General features: G+C 68.6%; 19 protein-coding genes and 1 pseudogene. 15 read left to right on the top strand and 5 right to left on the bottom strand.

Annotation, left to right across the window (positions count from 1 at the left end; all coding sequences use genetic code 11):
- Nucleotides 1-13 precede the first annotated feature (13 nt).
- The 4 genes from A5700_RS27185 to A5700_RS03795 form a co-directional block, all read right to left on the bottom strand.
- A complete protein-coding gene (locus tag A5700_RS27185) occupies nucleotides 14-973 on the bottom strand; it encodes a LysR family transcriptional regulator (RefSeq protein WP_068070830.1) in 960 nt (319 codons plus the stop codon).
- A 140-nt stretch (nucleotides 974-1,113) separates the two neighbouring features.
- Nucleotides 1,114-2,781 carry a glycosyltransferase family 87 protein gene (locus A5700_RS03805; protein WP_068070743.1) on the bottom strand — a complete coding sequence of 556 codons (1,668 nt, stop codon included), beginning with the start codon at nucleotides 2,779-2,781 and terminating at the stop codon, nucleotides 1,114-1,116.
- The gene (locus A5700_RS03800) at nucleotides 2,778-5,339 is read right to left on the bottom strand and encodes a transglycosylase domain-containing protein (RefSeq protein WP_369828216.1); all 2,562 of its coding nucleotides are present in this window, start codon (nucleotides 5,337-5,339) and stop codon (nucleotides 2,778-2,780) included. Before A5700_RS03800 ends, A5700_RS03805 begins: the two co-directional genes overlap by 4 nt.
- A complete protein-coding gene (locus A5700_RS03795; protein WP_197502854.1) occupies nucleotides 5,332-5,766 on the bottom strand; it encodes a DUF5318 family protein in 435 nt (144 codons plus the stop codon). Before A5700_RS03795 ends, A5700_RS03800 begins: the two co-directional genes overlap by 8 nt.
- A gap of 123 nt (nucleotides 5,767-5,889) precedes the next feature.
- Between A5700_RS03795 and A5700_RS03790 the strand changes: the two genes are divergently transcribed.
- From A5700_RS03790 to A5700_RS03725, 14 genes are all read left to right on the top strand, one after another.
- A complete protein-coding gene (locus A5700_RS03790) occupies nucleotides 5,890-6,774 on the top strand; it encodes a DUF1707 domain-containing protein (RefSeq protein WP_068070745.1) in 885 nt (294 codons plus the stop codon).
- A gap of 160 nt (nucleotides 6,775-6,934) precedes the next feature.
- Nucleotides 6,935-7,477 carry a PadR family transcriptional regulator gene (locus A5700_RS03785; protein ID WP_008262664.1) on the top strand — a complete coding sequence of 181 codons (543 nt, stop codon included), beginning with the start codon at nucleotides 6,935-6,937 and terminating at the stop codon, nucleotides 7,475-7,477.
- A gap of 60 nt (nucleotides 7,478-7,537) precedes the next feature.
- On the top strand, nucleotides 7,538-8,644 hold the full coding sequence (locus A5700_RS03780) for an inositol-3-phosphate synthase (RefSeq protein WP_068070746.1): 1,107 nt from the start codon (nucleotides 7,538-7,540) through the stop codon (nucleotides 8,642-8,644).
- Nucleotides 8,645-8,772: 128 nt separating this feature from the next.
- On the top strand, nucleotides 8,773-9,900 hold the full coding sequence (locus A5700_RS03775) for an LLM class flavin-dependent oxidoreductase (protein ID WP_068070747.1): 1,128 nt from the start codon (nucleotides 8,773-8,775) through the stop codon (nucleotides 9,898-9,900).
- Nucleotides 9,897-11,066, top strand: coding sequence for a sulfotransferase (locus A5700_RS03770; protein WP_068070834.1), 1,170 nt, complete (start codon nucleotides 9,897-9,899; stop codon nucleotides 11,064-11,066). Before A5700_RS03775 ends, A5700_RS03770 begins: the two co-directional genes overlap by 4 nt.
- Before the next feature lies 1 nt (nucleotide 11,067).
- On the top strand, nucleotides 11,068-11,868 hold the full coding sequence (locus tag A5700_RS03765) for a sugar phosphate isomerase/epimerase (protein ID WP_068070748.1): 801 nt from the start codon (nucleotides 11,068-11,070) through the stop codon (nucleotides 11,866-11,868).
- A 3-nt stretch (nucleotides 11,869-11,871) separates the two neighbouring features.
- The gene (locus A5700_RS03760; RefSeq protein WP_068070750.1) at nucleotides 11,872-13,080 is read left to right on the top strand and encodes a DUF1214 domain-containing protein; all 1,209 of its coding nucleotides are present in this window, start codon (nucleotides 11,872-11,874) and stop codon (nucleotides 13,078-13,080) included.
- Between the two features lie 26 nt (nucleotides 13,081-13,106).
- Nucleotides 13,107-14,033, top strand: a complete 927-nt coding sequence (locus A5700_RS03755; protein ID WP_068070752.1) for an alpha/beta fold hydrolase — start codon at nucleotides 13,107-13,109, stop codon at nucleotides 14,031-14,033.
- Between the two features lie 16 nt (nucleotides 14,034-14,049).
- Nucleotides 14,050-14,841 carry an LLM class F420-dependent oxidoreductase gene (locus A5700_RS03750; RefSeq protein ID WP_068070754.1) on the top strand — a complete coding sequence of 264 codons (792 nt, stop codon included), beginning with the start codon at nucleotides 14,050-14,052 and terminating at the stop codon, nucleotides 14,839-14,841.
- Between the two features lie 115 nt (nucleotides 14,842-14,956).
- Nucleotides 14,957-15,697, top strand: coding sequence for a GntR family transcriptional regulator (locus tag A5700_RS03745; protein WP_068070756.1), 741 nt, complete (start codon nucleotides 14,957-14,959; stop codon nucleotides 15,695-15,697).
- Nucleotides 15,698-15,745: 48 nt separating this feature from the next.
- Complete coding sequence (locus tag A5700_RS03740) at nucleotides 15,746-17,563, top strand: ABC transporter substrate-binding protein/permease (protein WP_068070759.1); 1,818 nt, start codon at nucleotides 15,746-15,748, stop codon at nucleotides 17,561-17,563.
- Nucleotides 17,560-18,306, top strand: coding sequence for an amino acid ABC transporter ATP-binding protein (locus A5700_RS03735; protein ID WP_068070761.1), 747 nt, complete (start codon nucleotides 17,560-17,562; stop codon nucleotides 18,304-18,306). Before A5700_RS03740 ends, A5700_RS03735 begins: the two co-directional genes overlap by 4 nt.
- A gap of 64 nt (nucleotides 18,307-18,370) precedes the next feature.
- The gene (locus A5700_RS03730) at nucleotides 18,371-18,877 is read left to right on the top strand and encodes a MarR family winged helix-turn-helix transcriptional regulator (protein ID WP_068070763.1); all 507 of its coding nucleotides are present in this window, start codon (nucleotides 18,371-18,373) and stop codon (nucleotides 18,875-18,877) included.
- 49 nt (nucleotides 18,878-18,926) lie between these two features.
- On the top strand, nucleotides 18,927-19,598 hold the full coding sequence (locus A5700_RS03725; protein WP_068070765.1) for an SDR family oxidoreductase: 672 nt from the start codon (nucleotides 18,927-18,929) through the stop codon (nucleotides 19,596-19,598).
- On the opposite strand, the gene leuS is transcribed toward A5700_RS03725, so the two are convergent.
- A complete protein-coding gene (gene leuS, locus A5700_RS03720; protein ID WP_068070836.1) occupies nucleotides 19,595-22,498 on the bottom strand; it encodes a leucine--tRNA ligase in 2,904 nt (967 codons plus the stop codon). The two genes, A5700_RS03725 and leuS, sit on opposite strands and share 4 nt — an antisense overlap.
- A gap of 184 nt (nucleotides 22,499-22,682) precedes the next feature.
- Here leuS and A5700_RS03715 point away from each other — a divergent pair.
- Nucleotides 22,683-22,962, top strand: a pseudogene (locus A5700_RS03715) (hypothetical protein); the annotation flags it as partial.

The raw sequence follows: 22,962 nt of genomic DNA, 5'->3' as shown, positions 1-22,962 counted from the left end.
TCCGGCCGAGCGGCTATGAGGTGGCTGCCACCGCCGCCACCTGCGTATGGGGGTCGCCTGAAGGCAGCCAATACCTTCCGGACCGCGTCTCCGGCGCCATGACGCCCCGCGACAGCGCCTCGACGGCGGCGCGCACCGCGGGCCGTTCGTCGGCGCGCCGACGCACCAGGGACCAGGTCCATATCGGCACCGGGTCGACGATCCTCGACTTGACCATGTCCTTGGGTAGCGAGTCGAACGCGCCCTTCGGTGCCTTCAGGGTTGGCCGGCGCGCCCGCCGCGCGTGATGCAGGAACGCCCGGCCCGTCAGGCCGCCGTCCTCAATGTTCACGATCGTCGCCTCGGTAGCGCGGGCGAACTCCTCGGCGAACGAATTCCACGACTTCCAACTGCTGGTGTCGGCATCGACCAACACCGCGGTGCTCGACGCCCGCGTCGGAGCGATGTCCGAAGCGGCGCCGATCGCGTAGAGCGGATCGACCTCGACCAGGTGGGCGGCCAGGCCGAGCGCCTGCAGATCGGCCCTGTCGACGTGACAGATCGCCAGATCGAGATTGCCGGCGGCCACCCGGGCGGCTTGGGCGTGCGACGGCATCACCCAGCTGTCGACGTTGATCGAGGCCACCCGCGACAACCGCTCGATCCACTCTGGGCGGCAGCGGTCGACCAGGCCGAGGCGAATGGTCTGCGTGCATCCCAAATCGCGGACGCGCCTGCTCAATTCGTCGGCGTGGGTGAGCAGCGCGCGCGCTTGCGGCAGCAGCGCGGAGCCGATGGGCGTAAGGGTGACCGAATGCCGGTTGCGCTCAAACAGTTGCGCTTTGAGCTCGCCCTCCAGGAGCTTGATCTGTTGGGACAGTGACGGTCCCGCTATTCGCAAGCGCCGCGCCGCGCGCGCGTAACTGAGTTCCTCCGCCACCGCGACGAAGTAGCCCAGCCGGCGCAAGTTGACGCTCTGACGTTCGTTGGCCAAGCACTGCACCCATCTGCTCTACGTCGGTGTGAATCCTCGACGAGGCGATCACCGTGCCTTTGACGATAAAAACGTTGCCCCGGAGGGACTACCGGAAATGCGCACGGCATCCCGCGCGCGGCGCAGCACCCGCGATCGAGCTACCGGTCAGGCGAAACCGACGCCACCGACGCGGCGACTTCTGCGCTCTCCGCGGTGCGCTCGGCGGTCGCCGAGCGGCGCAAGGCCGCCGGCCGCAACCGGTCCGGCAACCACCGCGGCGGGGCGTCCGGCGCCCGGTCGAAGGGGCCTCCCGCCGGATCGTCCACGCGACCGCCCCACCGCACCAGATCCTCGTCCGGGCGGTAAATCTGCCTAATCACCAACGCGCACAATGCCATCACCGCGACATCACGGGCCAGCACGGTGGTGGTGAAGAACTGCTCCGGTAGCGAACGGTTCGGGTTGCCGTACAGGTAGTACATGCGGGGCACCCACACCAGCGCGTCAATCGTCATCCAGGCCAACAAGACCCGCCGATGCGGGACGGCCAGAACGGCCAACGGCACCAGCCACAACGAGAACTGCGGACTCCACACCTTGTTGGTGAGCAGGAACGCCGCCACCACCAGGAACACCAACTGCGCCACCCGCGGCCGCCGCGGCGCCGTCAGCGCGACGATCGCGATGGCCACGCAACAGGCCACGAAGGACACCGCAACCACCACGTTGAGCACCGTGGGCGGCTCCCAGAATCCGAGCTTCGGATCGAACCCGCGCCAGCCCGTGAACGACTTGACGACGTTGTAGAGCGAGTCCATGTCGTCGCCGCGCCGGGTGTTGAGCCGGAAGAACTCCGACCACCCCCGCGGGAACAGCACCAGCACAGGCAGATTGACGGCGAGCCACGTCACGGCGGACGCCGCCGCGGTGCGGCCTAGCGCGCGCAGGCGCCCGGTCCGGATGCCGAGGACCAGCATGGGCCCCAAGAAGAGCAGCGGGTACAGCTTGGCGGCGGCGCCCAACCCGATCAGCACGCCCGCCGACACCGGTTTGCGTCGCGCCCAGGCAAGCAGCCCGGCCATCGCGAACGCCGTTGCGAGGGCGTCGAAGTTGGTGAAGATCTGAAAGATCACCACCGGCGAGGCAGCAACCAGCGCGGCGTCCCACACCCTGCGCCCGGCCAATCCGGCCGTAGCCCACACGGTGGCCAGCCACGCCAGCGCGAGCCCGAAGGCCGCCACGTCGAAGAACATCACCACCTCGGCCACCACGGGCAGCGGGGCGACCTTGCTCACCGCGGTGTAGGTCTTGGCCAGCGCCATCGACACGTACTGATACATGCCGGTCAGCACCGGATACTCCATGTACCGGACCGCGGGCCGGCCGTCGTAGCGGATCTGCTGGACGCCGGCCGCGTCGGTCTCCATCCAGCTCGACTTGTAGGGGAACTTGCCCTGACTCAACAGCTCCGCGCCGTAGAGCGGCACCGTGTCGGAGTAGCACAGCTCGTAATACGCGCGCTGGTTGTCCCAGTTGGCCACCCGCTGATCGCCGGTGCCACTGCCGGTGCTTTGCAGGCAGGCGGCCTTCGTCGACCAACCCAGCGCCAGGAACACCAGCGCGATGAGGAACATCACCCGCACCGGCGTCATCACCCGGGAACGCCCGATCAGCGCGTGCCGCCCCACCGGACCCCCCACCGCCTCGGCCAGGGCGGCCCCCAACGAGTCAGTGCGGCTCGGGCAGTCGCGATTGCCGACGCTGCGCAGATCGGCGGCCAGTCGCACCGGTGAGATGGGGGCGCTGCGCGGCGGGGCCTCGGTCACTGTCCCGGGGGCGGGGCTTGCGGGCCGCCCGGCGGAACGCCCGGTTCGAAACCGCCCGGCGGCCCACCGCCGGGCGCCGGCGGCGGCGCGGTGATCGTCGTGGGCGGACCGACCGGGATGGTGATCCCCGGGGCCACTTCGATGGTCGGCTGAATGACGGTTTCCGAGGGGGGCGGCGGGGGCGGCGGCGCGGCCGGAACACCCGCGTAACCGCCGATCTCGGTCGGTTTGGGGAACGACTCGTTCGGGGTGCCCTTCAGCGCACCGTCCATGGTGGCTTTCCAGATGTCCGACGGCAATCCCGAGCCGTACACCGGCCCACCCGACGCCGTGACCAGCGGCTGGTCCCCCTTCACGGTGCCCACCCAGACGGCCGTCGACAGCGACGGCGTGTAGCCCACCATCCAGGCGTCCTTGTTCGAGGTGGTGTCCCCGAACTGGGTGGTGCCGGTCTTGGCCGCCGACTTCCTGCCGCCGGCGAGCGCGTGGCCGCGCGAATAACTGGCGATGGGTTCCATGGCCGCGGTCACGTTGTCCGCGACGGCCTTCGGGATCCGCTGGTCGGTCTTGTTGTCCGCGTTACCCGCGTCGAACAGGACCTGCCCCTCGGAGTTGACCACCTTTTGCACCAGGTGCGGGCGGTGGTAGTCGCCGGAGTCAGCGAGGGTCGCATAGGCGGAGGCCATGTCGAGCACCCGCGTCTGATACTGGCCCAACACGACGCCGTTGTTGGGCGGGCCGCCCTTGCCGTCCTCGGACAGGGTGTGATCCACACCCGGGAAGCTCGTCGCGACGCCGGCCTGGTGCGCGGCGTCCGCGACGGCCTGCGGGCCGCCCTTGAGCTTGAGCATCAACCGGTAGTACGACGTGTTCAGGGACTGCTTGAGCGCCTGGGCGATGTTGCAGGTGCCGCAGTTCTCCCCGTCAACGTTGGTGATCTTGATGCCGTCGACCGTCAGCGGCGAGCTGTCGACCTGGTAACCCAGTCCGATGCCTTGCTCGAGCGCGGCGACGAGGCAGAACACCTTGAACGAGGACCCGGTCTGCAGCCCGGCCTGCGCGAAGTCGAAGCCGTTGGCGTCCGCGCCCCCGTAATAGGCGCGTATCGCGCCGTTGTGCGGATCGATCGAGACGACCGCCGCGCGCATGTCGGGATCCTGGCCGTCCAGATACTTCGAGACCGCTTTCTCGGCCGCCTGCTGCGCCTTGGGGTCGATCGTGGTGGTGACCTGCAGACCCTGGGTGTTGAGAGTCTGCTCGTCGATGTTGAACAGCTCCATCAACTCTTTGGTGACCTGACGCTCGATCAACCCGTTGGGCCCCGTCGTCTGGTTCTGCGCGCGCGCCTGGTCGGGCGCCACGGTCTGCGGAAACACCTGTGCGGCCCGCTCACTCGGCGAGAGCGCCTTGGTCTCCACCATGCCGTCCAGCACCCAGTTCCAGCGCGCCACCGCGCCCTTGGGGTCGACGGCCGGGTCCAGCGTGGACGGCCGCCGGATCAACGCCGCCAGCAGCGCCCCCTCCGCGACGGTGAGCTGCTCGACGGGCTTGTCGAAGTACGCCTTGGCGGCCGCCGAGACGCCGTAGGCGCCGCGGCCGAAGTAGATGATGTTCAGGTAGGACTGCAGCACCTGGTCTTTCGACCACTCCCCCGACATCTTGGTCGCGATGACCAATTCCTTCGCCTTGCGCATCAGGCCGCTGAGCCCGTGCTGCGCCGAACCGACCAGCGCGTTCTTCACGTACTGCTGGGTGATTGTCGACCCGCCTTGCAGGTCGCCGGAGCCGAACAGGTTGTTGTCCACCGCGCGGGCGAAGCCGCTGAAGTCGAAGCCCGGGTTGGAATAGAAGTTGCGGTCCTCGGCCGCGATGACGGCCTGGCGTACCGGTACCGGCACCTGGTTGAGGTTGACGTCGACTCGGTTGCCTTCCGGGGGAATGATCTTCGCGATCTCCGAGCCGTCGCTGGCAAAGATCGTCGACACCTGGTTGGTGCGCAGGTCGCCCGGCTTAGGGATGTCGACGATGAAATAGGCCATGCCGAAGGTGACGATCGGCAACAGCACTAGCACGGCCGCGCACAGGTAGGCGCCCCGCCGGACCCACAGCCAATTGATGCGCTGCGTCCAACTCCAGTCGTTCCACGGCCTGGGCGCTGGACCGCTCGGTCCGCCGGGCCCACCACCGCCGGGTGGGGGCGGGCCGGCCGGCGGGCCACCGCCGAGGCCGGGGCCGTCGGGTCGCGGGGGCTTGGCCCCACGACTGTCGAGAGCGGCCTTGACCTCCTCGAGGGGGTCACGGCGCGGGGGCATCGGCGGCGGCCCGCTCGGCGCGGGCCGGCCGGCGTCGGGGCGGCCCCGCGGCGACCGGTCGTCGACTACCGCCGGCAAGACCGTGGTTTGGCGGTCGTCGGGCGGCGCCTGCCGACGGCGGCCAAGCACCGGCGGCGCCTCGGCGCCCACCCCGGGGCGGTCGCCGCTGTCCTCGTTGCCCACTCGCCCAGCCACAGGCGCACGCTCGTCACCGGACGACTGGCTGTGGCGTCCCTCGTTATTCACTGGCCGTGCGGGCGCCGTTGCGCGCCGTTCGGGTGCCGCGGCTGCCCCGTGGCGGAGGTGCGGTGCGCGCCGCGCCCAGGACGTAGGACTTCACCAGGTGATTCCAACTGCAGGTGCGGCACACCTCGACCACGTGGACCGCGAACTCCTCGAAACGGGTCGCCAGCATGACCAGCTCTTCGGCCGTGCGGGCCGACCCCGACACCGCGCCGAGGTGCTCCCCGAAGACCCAGGACACCAGCGTCAGCTGCTCCTTGCGGCAAATCGGGCACATCACCTTGCTGGGTTTGCCGTGAAACTTGGCGGCGCGCAGCAGATACGGGTTCGCGTCACACACCTCGGTCACGCCGGTGCGGCCCGAGTACACCTCGGCCAGCAGTGAGCGCCGCCGAAGCGCGTAATCCACCACTTGTCGCTGCAGTCGCACGCCCACCAGAGTACGTCGCCATCCCAAGCACCGATACGCAACCAAACCGTTGTGGGTCGGCGGACGGAAAACCCCGCGGGCTTTCCGCACCCGAGCGGGCGCGGGCCTTCTACGATCAACCCCGTGCCCAAACGGCTCGGCGCGCCGCCCACGGCCGGGAAAACGGCGGCGACGCGCGCCAAGGACAGCGACCGGCAGGAGACGTGCGCCGCCCTGGACAACGCCCTCAATGACGGCGAGCTGTCGGCCGAGGAGCACCGCGAACGGGTTGGCGCCGCGACCAAGGCGGTGACCCTGGGCGACCTCCAGTCGCTGGTGAGCGACCTGCAAACCGAGACTGCACTGACGCCGCCCGCCGTCGCGGCGCCCCGGCTCCCGGAGCGCAACAGCTGGGCAGTGCTGGCCGCGGCGTTCGTCGTCTCGGTGCTGCTGGGCGTCGGGATCGGGTGGGGCCTGTACGGCAACACGCCGTCGCCGCTGAGCTTCACCAGCGCGCCGGCGGATCCCGGGGCCAAACCCGACGGCGTCGGCGCCGTCGTCCTCACCCCGCCGACCCAGCTGCATTCGGTCGGCGGCCTGACCGGGCTGTTGGAGCAGGCGCGCAACCGGTTCGGCGACACCGTCGGCTACCGGTTGGTGATCTATCCGACGTACGCGGTCCTGGACCGGCCGGACCCCTCGGACGACCGGCGCATCCTGACCTACACATACCGCGGCGGTTGGGGCGATCCGACGAGCTCGGCCAGGAACGGCGCCGACGGACCGGTGCCGGCGGATCTGAGCAAGTTCGACGTGGCGAAGGCCGTGGGCATCATGCGCGGCGCACCCCAGACGCTGCACATCAAGCCGGCCGACGTGACGACCACCTACCTGATCGTCGAACCCGCCAAGGACCCCACCACCCCGGGCGCGCTGTCGCTGTCGCTGTATGTCTCCAGCGACTACGGTGGCGGCTACATCGTCTTCGCAGGTGACGGCACCATCAAGCAGCTCAATCTGCCGTCCTAGCGCATTGTTCACGCAGCGGGACGTGGTTCCCGCGCGCCATGACGAATAACGAACGAACAGTAGGTGGTGTTGTGGCGAATATATCGAGACGATACGATTCCGCGAGGCGTCGAACCGTCGTAACAGTCCGTGCAAATCAGTCCCCGGGGAGGTGAATCGATTGCTGGAGCTCGCCATTCTGGGACTCCTGATCGAGTCACCGATGCACGGCTACGAGTTGCGCAAGCGCCTGACCGGTCTACTCGGCGCGTTCCGGGCATTTTCGTACGGTTCGCTCTACCCGGCCCTTCGACGGATGCAGGGCGAAGGGTTGATCGCCGAGGACGCCGCTCCGGCCGGCACCCCGGTCCGGCGGGCCCGGCGCGTCTACCAGCTGACCGACGAGGGTCGTCGTCGCTTCGGTGAGCTGGTGGCCGACACCGGGCCGCACAACTACACCGACGACGGCTTCGGCGTGCACTTGGCGTTCTTCAACCGGACTCCGGCCGAGGCGCGGATGCGCATCTTGGAGGGACGCCGCCGTCAGGTCGAGGAACGACGGGAGGGCTTGCGTGAAGCAGTGGCGCGGGCCAGTAGCTCGTTCGACCGCTACACCCGTCAGCTGCATCAACTGGGGCTCGAGTCCAGTGAGCGCGAAGTCAAGTGGCTCAACGAGCTGATCGCTGCGGAGCGGGCGATGCCCGGCCTCTCCGAGCAAACGTAATTCCCACAGAAGTCCGAATCACCCGAGACACAGCAGGTTATGGAGTTAGGAGAACGCCCTATGAGTGAGCACAAGCCGTTGGGGGCGCCGGAGGCGCAGACGGAGGTACGGGTCGCCATCGTCGGCGTCGGCAACTGCGCGTCTTCGCTGGTTCAGGGCGTTCAGTACTACCACGACGCTGACGAGAACAGCACCGTGCCCGGACTGATGCACGTCAAGTTCGGCCGCTACCACGTCCGCGACGTGAAGTTCGTGGCCGCGTTCGACGTGGACGCCAAGAAGGTCGGCTTTGACCTGTCCGAGGCGATCTTCGCCTCGGAGAACAACACGATCAAGATCGCCGACGTGCCGCCCACCAACGTGACGGTGCAGCGCGGCCCGACCCTCGACGGCATCGGCAAGTACTACGCCGACACCATCGAGGTCTCCGACGCCGAGGCGGTCGACGTGGTGAAGGCGCTCAAGGACGCCGAGGTCGACGTGCTGGTGTCCTACCTGCCGGTGGGCTCGGAGGAGGCCGACAAGTTCTACGCCCAGTGCGCGATCGACGCCGGCGTGGCGTTCGTCAACGCGCTGCCGGTGTTCATCGCCAGCGACCCGGTGTGGGCGAAGAAGTTCGCCGACGCCGGTGTGCCGATCGTCGGTGACGACATCAAGAGCCAGGTCGGCGCGACCATCACGCACCGCGTGATGGCCAAGCTGTTCGAAGACCGCGGCGTGCAGCTCGACCGCACCATGCAGCTCAACGTCGGCGGCAACATGGACTTCCTCAACATGCTCGAGCGGGAACGCCTGGAGTCCAAGAAGATCTCCAAGACGCAGGCCGTCACCTCGAACCTGCAGCGCGAGTTCAAGACCAAGGACGTCCACATCGGCCCGTCCGACCACGTCGGCTGGCTCGACGACCGCAAGTGGGCCTACGTCCGCCTCGAGGGCCGCGCGTTCGGTGACGTGCCGCTGAACCTGGAGTACAAGCTCGAGGTGTGGGACTCGCCGAACTCCGCCGGCGTCATCATCGACGCGGTGCGGGCGGCCAAGATCGCCAAGGACCGCGGCATCGGCGGCCCGGTGATCCCGGCGTCGGCGTACCTTATGAAGAGCCCGCCGCAGCAGCTGCCCGACGACATCGCCCGGGCCCAGCTCGAGGAATTCATCATCGAGGGCTGATCGCCCCTTCGCGACCGCGAGCGTAACGCCAGGCGATTCCGACCCGAAATCGCCCCGCGTTACGCTCGCGGCCGTTTCTGGGCCAATCGTCGACACGATGCTGTGCGAGTGCTTAGCATCATGTCTCGATGCCCGTGCAACCCGCCGCGTTCCTGCGCACCACGCTGCCCCTCGACCTGTCCCGGCTGGCCGAGCTGGACAGCGGGCGCTACCACTCGATCTGGCTGCCCGACCACATGGTCAGCTTCTGGCCCGACGCGCTGTGGACGCCGGAATTCACCGATCTGGCTACGGCCTCGCCGTCGCCGCACCGCCATCTCGACGGGTTGGCCGTCGCGGCCGCGGCCGCCGTGCTCACCGAACGGGTTCCGCTCGTCAGTGCCGTCGTCGACACCGTGCGCCGCCATCCCGCACTGTTGGCGCAGACGGCGCTGACCATCGACCACCTTGCGAACGGGCGGTTCATCCTCGGCCTGGGTAGCGGCGAGAGCGAGAACATCGTGCCCTACGGCTTCGACTTCGCGCGGCCGGTCAGCCGCTTCGAGGAGGCGCTGGCGGTGATCCGGCTGCTGTGGGACAGCGCCGGGCCGGTGGACTTCGACGGGCGGTTCTACACGCTGCGGCACGCCCGCCTGGACACCGAGCCGTACGCGGGCAGCCCACCGCCGATCTGGATCGGCGCCAGCGGCCCCCGGATGCTCGACATCGCCGGCCGCTACGCCGACGGGTGGTGGCCCGCCGGGGCGTGGACGCCCGACCACTACGCCGACATGCTCGGCGCGGTGCGGGCCTCGGCTGAGCGGGCTGGCCGCGACCCCCAGGCGATCACGCCGTGCTTCATTCAGGTCTGCCTGCTCGGGGCGGACGACGGCGCCCTCGCCGAAATCCTGCGAGCCCCGCTGGTGCAGGCATTCCTGTTGCAGGTGTCGGCAAAGACGTTGCGCAACTTTGGGTTTACCCACCCCATGGGCGAGGACTGGGGCGGTTTCCACGACATCGACCCCGCGCTGCTGACCCGGGAACGCATTCTGCGCTTCCTCGAGGAGGTCGACCCCGAGATGGTGTTGGCCGTCGTGCCCCATGGAACACCGCAAGAGGTGGCCAAGATCGTCAAGACCTACGTGGACGCGGGCCTGCGCGTACCGAAGATTCTCGACTACGGCGCCATGGCCGGGCTGGCCCACTCCGAGACGTCGGCGGCCAATGTCCGCGCCGCCGAGGACGAGCTGGTGCGGTTGTGTGGAGGGCCGGCGTGACGGCGCCCCTGGACGCCGCGCAATTGCTGGCGGCGGCGCAGGCCGAGACGGGGCTGCGCGACTACGGCGATCCGACCCTGCCGGAGCGCTTCGCGGTCGCGGTCGACCACCTCAACGGCCTCGGCATGGACGACGAGGGCCTGCTCGCGGCCGCCCAGGTGTGCCGGTGGTTGCTGACGTCGCGGTTGGAATTCATCGAGGACCGCAACCGATACCCGATCGCCGCCGAGGTGATCGAGGCTCCGATGTTCGTCACCGGTGAACCCCGTTCGGGCACAACGCTCATGCACGCGCTGATGTCGGTCGATCCGAACGCGCGGGCGCTGCGCTTCTGGGAGGTCATGTACCCGTCGCCGCCGCCCGGCCTGGCGGCCCCCGACGACGATCGCCGCGCCCGCGCCGACGCCGACTGGCGCGAAATCAACGCCAAGATGCCCAAATGGCTGCGCAGCCACCCCTACAACGACATGCTGGGCGACGGGCTGCCCGAGGACGAACGCACGTGGGCGTTCGACTTTCGGGTGATGACGCCCACCGCGTGGTGGCGGGTGCCGATGCAGTCGCTGGTCGGCGGACTGGCCACCGATGCCCCGGCACAGTATCGGCTGCACAAAGCGATGCTTCAACAACTGCAGTACGGCCGGCCGCGAAAACAGTGGATGCTCAAGGGGTTTCATGGGTTCCGGCTCAAGGAGATGTTCGACGCCTATCCGGACGCCACGCTGGTGTGGCTGCACCGCGACCCGGTGCAGGTGGCCGCGTCGCGGACCATGATGATGGCCGACATCGCCGAAGGCATGGTGGGTCCCGTGGATCTGCACGCCACCGCGAAGATGCACCTGGAGTTGACCCGCGCCGGTGTGGCCAACACGATGAGCAACCCGATGGTCGACGACCCGCGGATCCTGCACGTGCGCTACACCGACTTCGTTGCCGACCAGGTCGGCACTGTGCGGCGCTACTACGAATTCCGCGGCCGGGAGCTGTCACCGGCGGCCGAGGCGGCGATGCGGAGCTACCTCGCCGACAACAAGGGCGATCGCTACGGGAAGTTCGCCTACTCCACCCAACTGCTGATCGATATTGGTGAGAACCTCGATGATTTGCACGACGAGTTCCGGCCGTTTCGCGAACGCTTCGGCGTCGCGATCGAGAACCGGCGCTGACGTGGCGGCCCACCGGCGCCTGTCGGTCCACAATGTCACTTTCCTGGGCGCGCCGCTGGCGGACCTGTGCTCGTATTGGGGCGCGCTCGGCGTCTCCCGGCTCAGCGTCCTGGACAGCCAGCTGTGCGACCCCGCATTCGCTAAGGCGTTGCGCGACAACGAGTACGCGGTGGAGGCGGTCTACCACCTCTTCGCCGGCGGCAGCCTGGCGGGCGACGAGGACGCCGCCCGCGCGGCGTTGACCACCGTCATCGATGCGGCCCGCGCGGCGGGCGCCCGCATGGTGTACCTGCTCACCGGGGGCCGGGGCGAGCTCAGCTGGCCACGAGCCGCGGACCGGTTCTGCGCCATGGTCGCCCCGTGCGTGGCGCACGCCCGGGCCGCGGGCGTGACGTTGGCGGTCGAAAACGCGTCCAGCCTGTACGCCGACATACACATCGCCCACACGCTTCGCGATACCGTCACCCTCGCCGAGCACGCCGGCCTTGACGTCTGCATCGACGTGTTCCACTGTTGGGCCGAAGGCGATTTCGAGGAATTACTGCGACGCGCGCTGCCCCGCACCGCACTCATCCAGCTGAGCGACTACGTGCTGGGTGACCGGGCGCTGCCGGGCCGCGCGGTGCCCGGCGACGGCACGATACCGCTCCCGGCGCTCATCGCTTCGGCGCTCGACGCCGGTTATGCGCACGGCTTCGACCTCGAACTCATCGGCCCCCGCATCGACCGCGAAGGCCGCCTGGCCGCCGCCGGCCGCGCCTGCGCTGTGGTCGGCGCCATGCTCGACGAGCTGGGGGCTTGAGCGATGGCTTTCGGCGACGGTTCCGATGACGCGGCCCTGCGCGCAGCGTGGGCCGGATTTTGCGACCGGCTACAGCAGGCCGGCGAACGGGTCTTCAAGGAGGCCAACCCCGCCGCCGCGGCGCACCGCGTCGACGCCTACCGGTTCCTGACCCAAAACCTGGGTCAGGCCTTCGATTTGGCGCTGGAGACCCGCGACACCCGCTTCCCGGCGCTGCACACCTTCTGCGGCCCCACCCGCAAGCTGGGCGGCGACTGTGCCGATTTCACCTACCAGCAGGCGTGGATCGACGGCGAGTCGACCTATCGGCTCTCCGGCACCCGCGGGACCGCGAGGTTCTTCAACGTCACCGTTCAGGGCCCGCGCAGCCCGGGACCGGGCGTGCTGCACGAGCCCTTCGGTGACACCCCGGAGGCCAATCTGTTGGGCCACCAACTCCAGGTCGACAACGACGGGCGCTTCGCGGTCTACATCGGCGGCCCCGAGCGCGGGCCCAATTGGCTGCCGACCACCGCGGGCTCGCGAAAGTTGTTCATTCGCCAGGGGTTTGACCGCTGGGATGAGCTGCCCGCCCAGCTGCTGATCGAGCGCGTCGACGTCAACTCGCCCAAGCCGCTGCCCACCACCGCCGACATGCTGCAGGCCATGACCTGGGCCGGCGACTTCGTGACCGGCCTGATGGGCGACTGGCCCGAATTCCCGTTCAGCTACGGCGGCGTGGACGCCGAACGCCCCAACACCTTCGGGCGCGTCGGCGACACCGACGCCGACGCCAAGCGGGGCCGGGCGGCAACCAACATGTACTGGCGGCTGCGCCCCGACGAGGCGCTGATCGTCGAGTTCGACGCCCACGACGGGCTGTGGATGTTCACCAACATGGGCGTCTTCTTCAACAGCATGGACTACCTGTACCGGCCGGTGAGCTACACCCCGAGCCGCACAGCCGTCGACCGTGACGGTCGCATCCGGCTGGTCATGGCCCACCGCGACCCCGGCGTGCACAACTGGGTGGACACGCAGGGCTTCGAGTGCGGCAACCTCACCTACCGGCACATGCTCGACGGAGCACCGGTCGCGCTCGACACCCGTGTCGTCGGCTACGACGCGTTGCTCGACGCCTTGCCCGCGGACACCGCGATGGTCAACGAGGCCGAACGCGCGGCGGCCCTGCGCGAGCGCTTCTGTGCCATTCGCCGCCGATACGTTCTGTGATGCGTCCGCACTAGTGTCTTTAGGTCATGACCGAGATCTCCGACGACGACCTGGCCGGCCTCACCGAATTCTCGTTGCTGACCGAGAACGCCGAGCAGGCGGGCGTGGCCGGGCCGCTGCCTGCGGTCGAGCGGATCGAGTCCGGCGCGGGTGAGAGCCGGATCAGCGCTCTGCGCTGGAGCGGCCAGGCCGCACAGCAGAGCCCACGGATCGTCTTCCTGCACGGCGGGGGCCAGAACGCGCACACCTGGGACACCGTCATCGTCGGCGTGGGCGAACCCGCGCTGGCAGTCGACCTGCCCGGCCACGGCCACTCCGCCTGGCGCGCGGATGGCGACTACTCGCCCCAGCTCAACGCCGACGCGGTGCTGCCCGTGCTGCGGGAGCACGCGCCGCGGGCCGAGCTGCTGGTCGGGATGTCGTTGGGCGGGTTGACGGCGATCCGGCTGGCCGCCCTGGCGCCCGATCTGGTCAACGAGCTGCTGCTGATCGACGTCACCCCCTCGGCGCTGCAACGGCATTCCGAGCTGACCAAGGAACAGCAGGGGACCGTGGCGCTGATGCAGGGGGAGCGGGAATTTCCCAGTTTTCAGGCGATGGTCGACCTGACCGTCGCCGCCGCGCCGCACCGGGAGGTCAAGGCCTTGCGCCGCGGCGTGTTCCACAATTCGCGCCGGCTGGACAACGGCAATTGGACATGGCGTTACGACGCCATCCGCGCCTTCCCCGACTTTGCCGGCCTGTGGGACGACGTGGACCGGCTGGCCGCGCCGGTCACCCTCGTACGCGGCGGCTCGTCGGGTTTCGTCACCGATGAGGACGCGGCCGAACTCGCCCGGCGCGCAAGGTATTTCCGCGTCGCCCACGTCGTTGCCAACTCCGGGCATTCCGTACAAAGCGACCAGCCCGCCGCGCTGATCGACATCCTGCGCGGGGTGCTCGACGCGCGATGAGCCTACGGTGGACGGTATGACTTCCCACCAGCCCATCCGCATCGGTGTCCAACTTCAGCCGCAGCACGCCCCTCATTACGCGCAGGTCCGCGACGCGGTGCGACGCTGCGAAGACCTCGGCGTCGACATCGCGTTCAACTGGGACCATTTCTTCCCGCTCTACGGCGACCCCGACGGCGCGCATTTCGAGTGCTGGACGATGCTGGCCGCTTGGGCGGAGCAAACGTCGCGCATCCAGATCGGCGCCTTGGTGACGTGCAATTCCTACCGGAACCCCGAGTTGCTGGCCGACATGGCCCGGACCGTCGACCACATCTCGGACGGCCGCCTCATTTTGGGAATCGGTTCGGGTTGGAAGCAGCGCGATTACGACGAATACGGCTACGAATTCGGCACGGCCGGCGGTCGCCTGGACGATTTGGCCGAGGCACTCCCGAGGATCAAGGCGCGGCTGGGCAAGCTCAACCCGGCCCCCACCCGCGACATCCCGGTGCTGATCGGCGGCGGCGGTGAGCGCAAGACCCTGCGATTGGTGGCCGAATACGCCGACATTTGGCACAGCTTCAGCTCCGCCGACGAATACCCGGCCAAGTCGGACGTGCTGGGCCGGCACTGCGCCGACGTCGGCCGCGATCCCGCCGCCATCGAGCATTCGGCGGCGGTGAAGAACGACGGTGGGCTGATCGACAACGCCGAAGCGCTCGTCGGCCTGGGCGTCACGCTGCTCACCGTGGGCTGCGACGGCCCCAACTACGATTTGAGCTCCGCGGAGGCGCTCTGTAAGTGGCGCGATTCCCGCCAGGCGTAACGCCGCGCGGTCCGCGCCCACCTTCCTCGGCGAAACACCTCAAACCGCGCGCCAAGTCGTGAGAAACTTCTGGCGCTGGATCGCTGGATCGGTTTGAAAGAGACGCCTAAAACAGATGCCGAAGAAATACGGGGTCAAGGAAAAGGATTTGGTTGTCGCCCATATCCTGCACCTTTTGCTGACGGGTAAGTTGCGCACCGGGGACCGGGTCGACCGCAATGAAATCGCGCTCGGTTTGGGGGTCAGCCGCGTTCCCATTCAAGAGGCACTGGTCCAACTCGAACACGACGGCATCGTGTCCACCCGCTACCACCGCGGGGCATTCGTCGAACGCTTCGACGAGGCAACCGTTCTCGAACACCACGAACTCGACGGCCTCCTCAACGGGATCGCGTCCGCCCGGGCCGCCAGCAACCCGACCCCCGGGATCCTGGGCCAACTCGACGCGCTGATGCGCTCCATGCGCGCCGCCAAAGACTCCCGCGGGTTCACCGACATCGCCGCCGAATACCGGCGCACCCTCAACGAGGAGTACGCCGGGCCGCGGCTGCTCGCCACGATCCGCGCGTCGCAGAACTTGATCCCCCGCGTGTTCTGGATGACCTACCACAGCAGCCGCGAAGAGATGCTGCCGTTCTACGAGGACGAGACGGCCGCCATTCAGCGGCGTGATCCCGAAGCGGCCCGAACGGCGTGCGTGGGGCGGTCCTATCTGATGGCCCAGACCATGCTGGCTGAGCTGTGCCGCCGCCGGGTGTTCACCGCCCCCGACGACCTCGCTCCCGTGGTGGCCGCGCCCGTCGCGGTGCCGGAGGTCACCGAGGCGGTCTGCGGCGAGGCGTCGCTGTTGCTCTGATCCGCCTTTGACGGGCCAAGCCGCCGCGCGCTCGATACGGTGGCAGCAATGAGTGTGCGCGTGGATCGGTGCGCCGGGCGCGGCGCAAAACTGTGCGGGTTGGCGGCGACCATCCTGCTGGTCTGCGCCGTGGCCCTGGTCGGTTCCGCGGCACCCGCGGCGGCCGACTGGAACCAGTGCTCCCCCTCCGGGATGGACAGCGCGCGCGCCCTCCCGCAGGACCTGACGACCGCGCCGAAAACCGATCCGGTCGACCGGGACACGACGCCCACCGTCGAACCGCTCGATGCCGTGAGCGCCGACGCCCTGGGCCTGAGCACCCCGGGCGTCTTGACGGTCGGGACGCTCTCGGACGCGCCACCCAACGTCTGCATCAGCCCCACCGGAGAGTTCAGCGGCTTCGACAACCTCGTGTTGCGCGCCATCGCCGGCAAGCTCGGCCTGCAGATCCGCTTCGTCAGTACGGACTTCGCCGCGCTGCTCGCGCAGGTCGCGTCCCGGCAGTTCGACGTCGGCTCGGCCGCCATCAAAGCCACGCAGCCGCGCCGCCGCACCGTCGCCTTCACCAACGGCTACGACTTCGGCTTTTACTCGCTGGTGGTGCCGCCCGGCTCGGCGATCCACTCGTTCAACGATCTGGCGGGTGGCCAACGGATCGGGGTGGTCCAGGGCACGGTCGAGGAGTCCTACGTCGTCGACACCCTGCACCTCCAGCCGGTCAAGTACCCCGGCTTCGCGACCTTGTACGCGAGCCTCAAGATGCGCCAGATCGACGCGTGGGTGGCGCCCGGGACGCTTGCTGCCACCGTGATCCACCCGGGTGACCCGGCGGTGATCGCCGCCAACACGTTCAGCCCCGGCAACTTCGTCGCCTACGCGGTCGGGCGCGAGAACAAGCCGCTCGTCGACGCGCTCAACTCCGGCCTGGATGCGGTGATCGCCGACGGCACCTGGGCCACCCTGTATTCACAGTGGGTGCCGCGGCCGCTGCCGCCCGGCTGGAAGCCCGGATCCAAGGCCGCTCCCGTCCCCAAGCTGCCGGACTTCGCCGCCATCGCCGCCGCCCAACACCGGCAAACCCAGAGCCCGGCCGCACCGAGGTCGGCCCTGGCGCAGCTGCGCGACTCCTTCTTCAACTGGGACATGTACCGGCAGGCCATCCCCCAACTGCTCACCACGGGGCTTCCGAACACCCTGATCCTGACCAACAGCGCGCTCGTCATCGGCCTGGCGCTCGGCATGGTGTTGGCCATGGCGGGGATCTCGCACTCGTGGTGGTTGCGCTGGCCCGCCCGGATCTACACCGACATCTTTCGCGGCCTTCCCGAAGTGGTCATCATCCTGCTGATCGGGATGGGCGTCGGCCCCCTGGTGGGCGGCCTGACCCACAAGAACCCTTATCCGCTGGGCATCGCGGCGCTCGGGCTGATGGCAGCCGCCTACATCGGCGAGATCCTGCGCGCGGGAATTCAAAGCGTCGACCCCGGGCAACTGGAGGCCTCCCGCGCGCTCGGCTTCAGCTATGCCACCGCGATGCGGCTGGTGGTGGTGCCGCAGGGGATCCGCCGGGTGCTGCCCGCCCTGGTGAACCAAGCCATCGGGCTGCTGAAGGCGTCGGCGTTGGTGTATTTCCTCGGGCTGATCGCCGACCAACGGGAGCTGTTCCAGGTGGGTCGGGACCTCAACGCGCAGACGGGCAACCTGTCGCCGCTGGTGGCCGCGGGCGCCTTCTACCTGATCCTGACCATTCCGCTGACGCACCTGGTCAACTACATCGACGCGAGATTGCGCCGCGGACGGCCGAAGGCGGAACCCGACAAAGGGGCCGCGGTGCTCACCCCGGCGTTGAGCCAGGAAATGACGTGACCGCCACCGCCCATTGGCCGTCGGTGTCGTTGCGCGCCAGCGAAATTCGCAAGACCCTGGGAGGTGCCGCCGTGCTGCGCGGGGTCGACATCGAGGTGCCCGCCGCGAGCACGGTGGCGGTCATCGGCCCGTCCGGCTCGGGCAAGTCGACGCTGCTGCGGGTGCTCAACCGGCTGTACGAACCCGACGGCGGCGACATCCAACTGGACGGCCGCTCGGTGTTGGATGACGATCCCGACGAACTCCGGCAGCGCATCGGCATGGTGTTCCAGCAGTTCAACTTGTTCCCGCACCTGAGCGTGCTGAAGAACGTCGCCATGGCCCCCCGCAAGCTGCGCCGGATGCCCGCCGACGAGGCGCGCGACCTCGCGCTGGCCCAGCTCGACCGAGTTGGCTTGAAGCACAAGGCGGATGCGCGCCCCGGCATGCTCTCCGGCGGCCAACAACAACGGGTCGCCATCGCCCGCGCGCTGGCCATGGCCCCGCAGGTGATGTTCTTCGACGAGGCCACCTCGGCGCTGGATCCGGAAATGGTCAAGGGAATTCTGCAACTGATCGCCGACCTCGGCTCAGACGGCATGACAATGCTCGTGGTCACCCACGAAATGGGCTTTGCTCGCTCGGCATCCGACACCGTGGTTTTCATGGACCACGGCAAGGTCGTGGAATCGGGGCCGCCCGAGCAGCTTTTCGAAGCCGCGCAGACCGAACGCTTGCAGCGTTTTCTGTCCCAAGTGCTTTAAACGGGCTAACTAGTGGGCATTAGTGCGCTTGAACGGTCCTGATATCGCGTTAGACTGCCCGTTTATGGTGGACAGCGAACCCAACCCGGCCGACGTGGCCGAGCTCGCCGAAGGGCTGCACCGCGCGCTGTCCAAATTGTTTTCGATTCTGCGCCGCGGAGACCCGAGCGCGACCGCAGCCGCGGGCGAACTGACCCTCGCGCAGTTGTCGATTCTGGTGACTTTGCTCGACCAGGGTCCCATCCGGATGACCGACCTGGCCGCCCATGAACGGGTGCGCACCCCCACCACCACCGTGGCGATCCGCCGGCTCGAGAAGGTGGGCCTGGTCAAGCGCTCCCGCGATCCCTCCGATCTGCGGGCGGTGCTCGTCGACATCACGCCACGGGGTCGCGCCGTTCACGGCGAGTCGCTGGCCAACCGGCGCGCCGCCCTGGCTGCCATGCTGGGCCAACTTCCCCTGGCCGACCTCGACATTCTGATGAAGGCGCTGGCGCCGTTGGAGCGGCTGGCCTCGGGCGAGCCCACATCGGGTCCCGCAGGCGAGTCACCGGCCCGCAAAGAGGCTTGAAAACACCTGCTGAGCAAGCGGTTTCACGGCGTCTCGTAGACTGTGCGGCATGCCAACCGCACTCATCACCGGCGCCGGCGGCGGCATCGGTTCCGCCATCGCCGCGGCGCTGGCGCCCACGCACACCCTGCTGCTGGCCGGTCGGCCCTCCGACCGGCTCGACGCGGTGGCCGAGCGACTCGGCGCCACCACGTTTCCGTTGGACCTGACCGACACCGACGAGATTGAGGCCGCTTGCGAAGTGGTCGACGAACTCGACGTCCTGGTGCACAACGCGGGCCTGTCCATCCCCGGCCACGTCGCCGACTCGCACGTCGACGAATGGCGCGCCACGTTCGCGGTCAACGTCTTCGGACCGGTGCACCTGACGCTGGCGCTGCTGCCCGCGCTGCGCAGCGCCCGCGGGCAGGTGATCTTCATCAATTCCGGTGCGGGACGCAATGTTTCGCCGGGGATGGCGTCCTACTCCGCCAGCAAGTTCGCGCTCCGGGCCTTCGCCGATTCGTTGCGCGGCGACGAGCCCGACCTGCGGGTCAGCACGGTATATCCCGGCAGGACCGACAGCGACATGCAACGCGAGCTGGTCGAGTTCGAGGGCGGCCACTACGATCCCGCCAAGTTCCTGAAGCCCGAGACGGTCGCGGCCGCCGTCGCCAACGTGGTGGCGACTCCCCGCGACGGCCACGTCCACGAGGTGGTGCTGCGGCCCGCGGGGCGCTAGACCACCAGGTTCACCAGCCGGCCCGGGACCACGATCACCTTGCGCGGATCCGCGCCCGCCAGGAAAGCCTGCACCTTCTCGTCGGCCAGCGCCGCCGCCTTGAGCGTGTCCTGGTCCGCGTCGGCGGCCACCACCACCCGGCCCCGCACCTTCCCGTTGACCTGCACGGGATATTCGACGGTGTCGTCCACCAAGTGGGCGGGGTCGGCCTTGGGGAACGGCCCGTGGGCCAGCGAGCTGCTATGCCCGAGCCGCTGCCACAACTCCTCGGCCAGGTGCGGCGCCAGCGGCGCCAGCATCAGCACCAACGGCTCGGCCGCCGCGCGGGGCACGGCGTCCCGGTGCTCCTTGGTCAGGTGGTTGGTGTACTCGATCAGCTTCGCCCCGGCGGTGTTGTTGCGCAGCGCCGCATAGTCTTCGGTGACACCGGCGATGGTGCGGTGCAGCACCCGCAGCGTGCCGGCGTCGAGCTCCCGCCCGTCGACGACCCGCGTGACACCGGTCTGTTCGTCGATCACCAGCCGCCACACCCGCTGCAGGAACCGGTGCGCGCCCACGACGTCCTTGGTGGCCCACGGGCGCGAGTACTCCAGCGGTCCCATCGACATCTCGTAGACCCGCAAGGTGTCGGCGCCGTAGTCGTCGCAGATCTCGTCCGGTGAAATCGAATTCTTCAGGCTTTTACCGATTTTGCCGAATTCCTGGAAAACCTCGATCTCGCCGTCGGGACCCGGGTAGAAGAAGGTGCCGTCGCGTTCGACGACGCGCTCCGCGGGAACGTAGGAACCCCGCGCGTCGGTGTAGGCGAAGGCCTGGATGTAACCCTGGTTGACCAGCCGCCGGTACGGTTCACGGGAGCTGACGTGCCCCAAGTCGTAGAGGACCTTGTGCCAGAACCGCGCGTAAAGCAGGTGCAGCACCGCGTGCTCGGCGCCACCGACGTAAAGGTCCACCCCGCCGGGGTCGCGGTCGCCGTGCTCGGCGGGCCGCGGGCCCATCCAGTACGCCTCGTTCTCCTTAGCGCAGAACCGCTCGGAATTGTGCGGGTCGGTGTAGCGCAGCTCGTACCAGGAGCTGCCGGCCCATTGCGGCATGACGTTGGTGTCGCGGGTGTAGGGCTTCAGGCCGTCGCCCAAATCCAACTCCACGTGCACCCAGTCGGTCGCCTTGGCCAGCGGCGGCGAGGGCTCGCTGTCGGCGTCGTCGGGGTCGAACAGCACCGGCGAATAGTCGGGGACGTCGGGCAATTCGACCGGCAGCGCCGCCTCGTCGAGGGCGTGCGGGCGTTCGTCACTGTCGTAGACGATCGGGAACGGCTCACCCCAGTACCGCTGCCGGGCGAAAAGCCAGTCCCGCAGCTTGAATTCGACGCGGGCCTGGCCGCGCCCCTCGGCCGCCAAGCGGTCGGTGATGGCCTGCTTGGCGGCGGCGACGTCCATCCCGTTCAGGAAGCCGGAGTTGACCAGCACCCCGTCACCCGCATAGGCGGACTGCGAAACATCGCCCCCGGCAATAACTTCCACGATGGGAAGCCCGAACTCGCGCGCGAAATCCCAGTCGCGCTGGTCGTGGCCGGGAACGGCCATGATGGCGCCGGTGCCATATCCCGCCAACACGTAGTCGGCGATGAAAATCGGCACCGGCTTACCGTTGGTGGGGTTGGTGGCGTAGCTGCCCAGGAAGACGCCGGTCTTCTCCTTGCTCTCCTGACGCTCCAAATCCGACTTCGACCCGATCGCGCGCCGGTAGGCGGCGACGGCTTCACCGGGGGTGGCCGCACCGTAGGTCCACCGCGGGTCGGTTGCGTCCGGCCACGCCGGCGCGACCAATTCGTCGACCAGGTCGTGTTCGGGCGCCAGGACCAGATAGGTCGCGCCGAACAGCGTGTCGGGGCGGGTGGTGAAGACCTCGATGTCGACCGCGCGGCCGCCGGCCGTCGCGGCCGAGAACAACGCCTTCGCGCCGGTGGACCGGCCGATCCAGTTGCGCTGCATGGTTTTCACCGGCTCGGGCCAGTCGAGCAACTCCAGGTCGTCGAGCAGCCGGTCCGAGTAGGCGGTGATCCGCATCATCCACTGCCGCAGCCTTTTCCGGAACACCGGGAAGTTTCCCCGGTCGCTGCGACCGTCGGACGTGACCTCCTCGTTGGCCAGCACTGTGCCCAGACCGGGGCACCAGTTCACCATCGAGTCGGCGCGGTAAACCAGGCGGTGCCCGTCGATCACGTCGGACCGCTCCCCCGCCGACAGCGCGGCCCAGTCCCGCCCGTCGTCGAGGGTGCGTGCGCCCGAGTCGAATTCGGCGATCAGCTCGGCGATCGGTCGTGCCTTGTTTGCCGCAGGGTCGAACCACGCGTTGTAAATCTGCAGGAAGATCCACTGCGTCCACTTGTAGAACTCCACGTCGGTGGTGGAGAAGCTGCGCCGGGTGTCGTGACCCAGACCCAAGCGGCCCAGCTGCCTGCGGAAGTTGACCACGTTGGCTTCGGTCCTGGAGCGCGGATGGGTACCGGTCTGCACCGCGTACTGCTCGGCCGGCAAACCGAACGCATCGAAACCTAACGCGTGCAACACATTACGGCCGGTCATGCGGAAGTAGCGGGCGTAGACGTCGGTGGCGATGTAGCCCAGCGGGTGACCGACGTGCAAGCCTTCGCCCGAGGGGTACGGGAACATGTCCTGCACGAACAACTTGTCGGCGGGAATGGGGGTGCCGTCCTTCGGAGCCAGGGAGCCGACCGGGTTGGGCACGTTGAACGTTCCAAGCTTGGCCCAGTTGTCCTGCCACGTGCTCTCGATGCGGCCCGCCAGCGCCGCGGTGTAGCGGTGTGGCGGCGCGTCGGAGTCCGTCTGAACGGCGCCGGCGTTGCTTGCTGGCGCGCTGGTCGGGGTTTCGGTCACCTGAACAGGGTATAAGGGCCGCCACGTCGAGAACGCCGGCCACAGCTTGGTCTCGGTTCCGTTGCGCACCGATCAGAGGTTCATCCCAGCTGTGTGTCGAGCCTGTTCACCGCCTTTGACCTGTAGTTACAGTCGGCCTCTATCGACGGCTTCTGGTATCGAGCCTGTGAAAGGACCGACGCAGATGAAAGAGATCGTGCCCGCGCCCCGGGTCGTCCTGGGGGGCCTGATCGCCGGCCTGATCGGCTGTGCGATTGCCACGGGCGGCGCCGCCTCGGCGGACCCGCTGCCACCCGCGCCGGCACCCGCCCCCGCCGTGCCGGCGCCGGCACCGCAGAACCTCGGACCCGAGCTGGTGCCGCCGAGCCACTATCTCGTCGCCCCGCCCGCCGCCAGCAGCAACGGCATGTCCCCGGCGCGCACGGCCAGGATCGTCCCGCTCGCGGCGATGAGCACAAGGCGCC

The sequence above is a fragment of the Mycobacterium sp. E1214 genome (genome assembly GCF_001666755.1).
GTDB lineage: Bacteria > Actinomycetota > Actinomycetes > Mycobacteriales > Mycobacteriaceae > Mycobacterium.
This window is presented reverse-complemented; position numbering and strand designations above follow the sequence as displayed.

Excerpts from the sequence above, each read along its gene's own strand:
- A5700_RS03740 (WP_068070759.1), top strand. The coding sequence starts at position 15,746 with ATGAGTGTGCGCGTGGATCGGTGCGCCGGGCGCGGCGCAAAACTGTGC.
- A5700_RS03775 (WP_068070747.1), top strand. The coding sequence starts at position 8,773 with ATGCCCGTGCAACCCGCCGCGTTCCTGCGCACCACGCTGCCCCTCGAC.
- A5700_RS03760 (WP_068070750.1), top strand. The coding sequence starts at position 11,872 with ATGGCTTTCGGCGACGGTTCCGATGACGCGGCCCTGCGCGCAGCGTGG.
- A5700_RS03730 (WP_068070763.1), top strand. The coding sequence starts at position 18,371 with ATGGTGGACAGCGAACCCAACCCGGCCGACGTGGCCGAGCTCGCCGAA.
- A5700_RS03725 (WP_068070765.1), top strand. The coding sequence starts at position 18,927 with ATGCCAACCGCACTCATCACCGGCGCCGGCGGCGGCATCGGTTCCGCC.
- A5700_RS03755 (WP_068070752.1), top strand. The coding sequence starts at position 13,107 with ATGACCGAGATCTCCGACGACGACCTGGCCGGCCTCACCGAATTCTCG.
- A5700_RS03780 (WP_068070746.1), top strand. The coding sequence starts at position 7,538 with ATGAGTGAGCACAAGCCGTTGGGGGCGCCGGAGGCGCAGACGGAGGTA.
- A5700_RS03750 (WP_068070754.1), top strand. The coding sequence starts at position 14,050 with ATGACTTCCCACCAGCCCATCCGCATCGGTGTCCAACTTCAGCCGCAG.
- A5700_RS03745 (WP_068070756.1), top strand. The coding sequence starts at position 14,957 with ATGCCGAAGAAATACGGGGTCAAGGAAAAGGATTTGGTTGTCGCCCAT.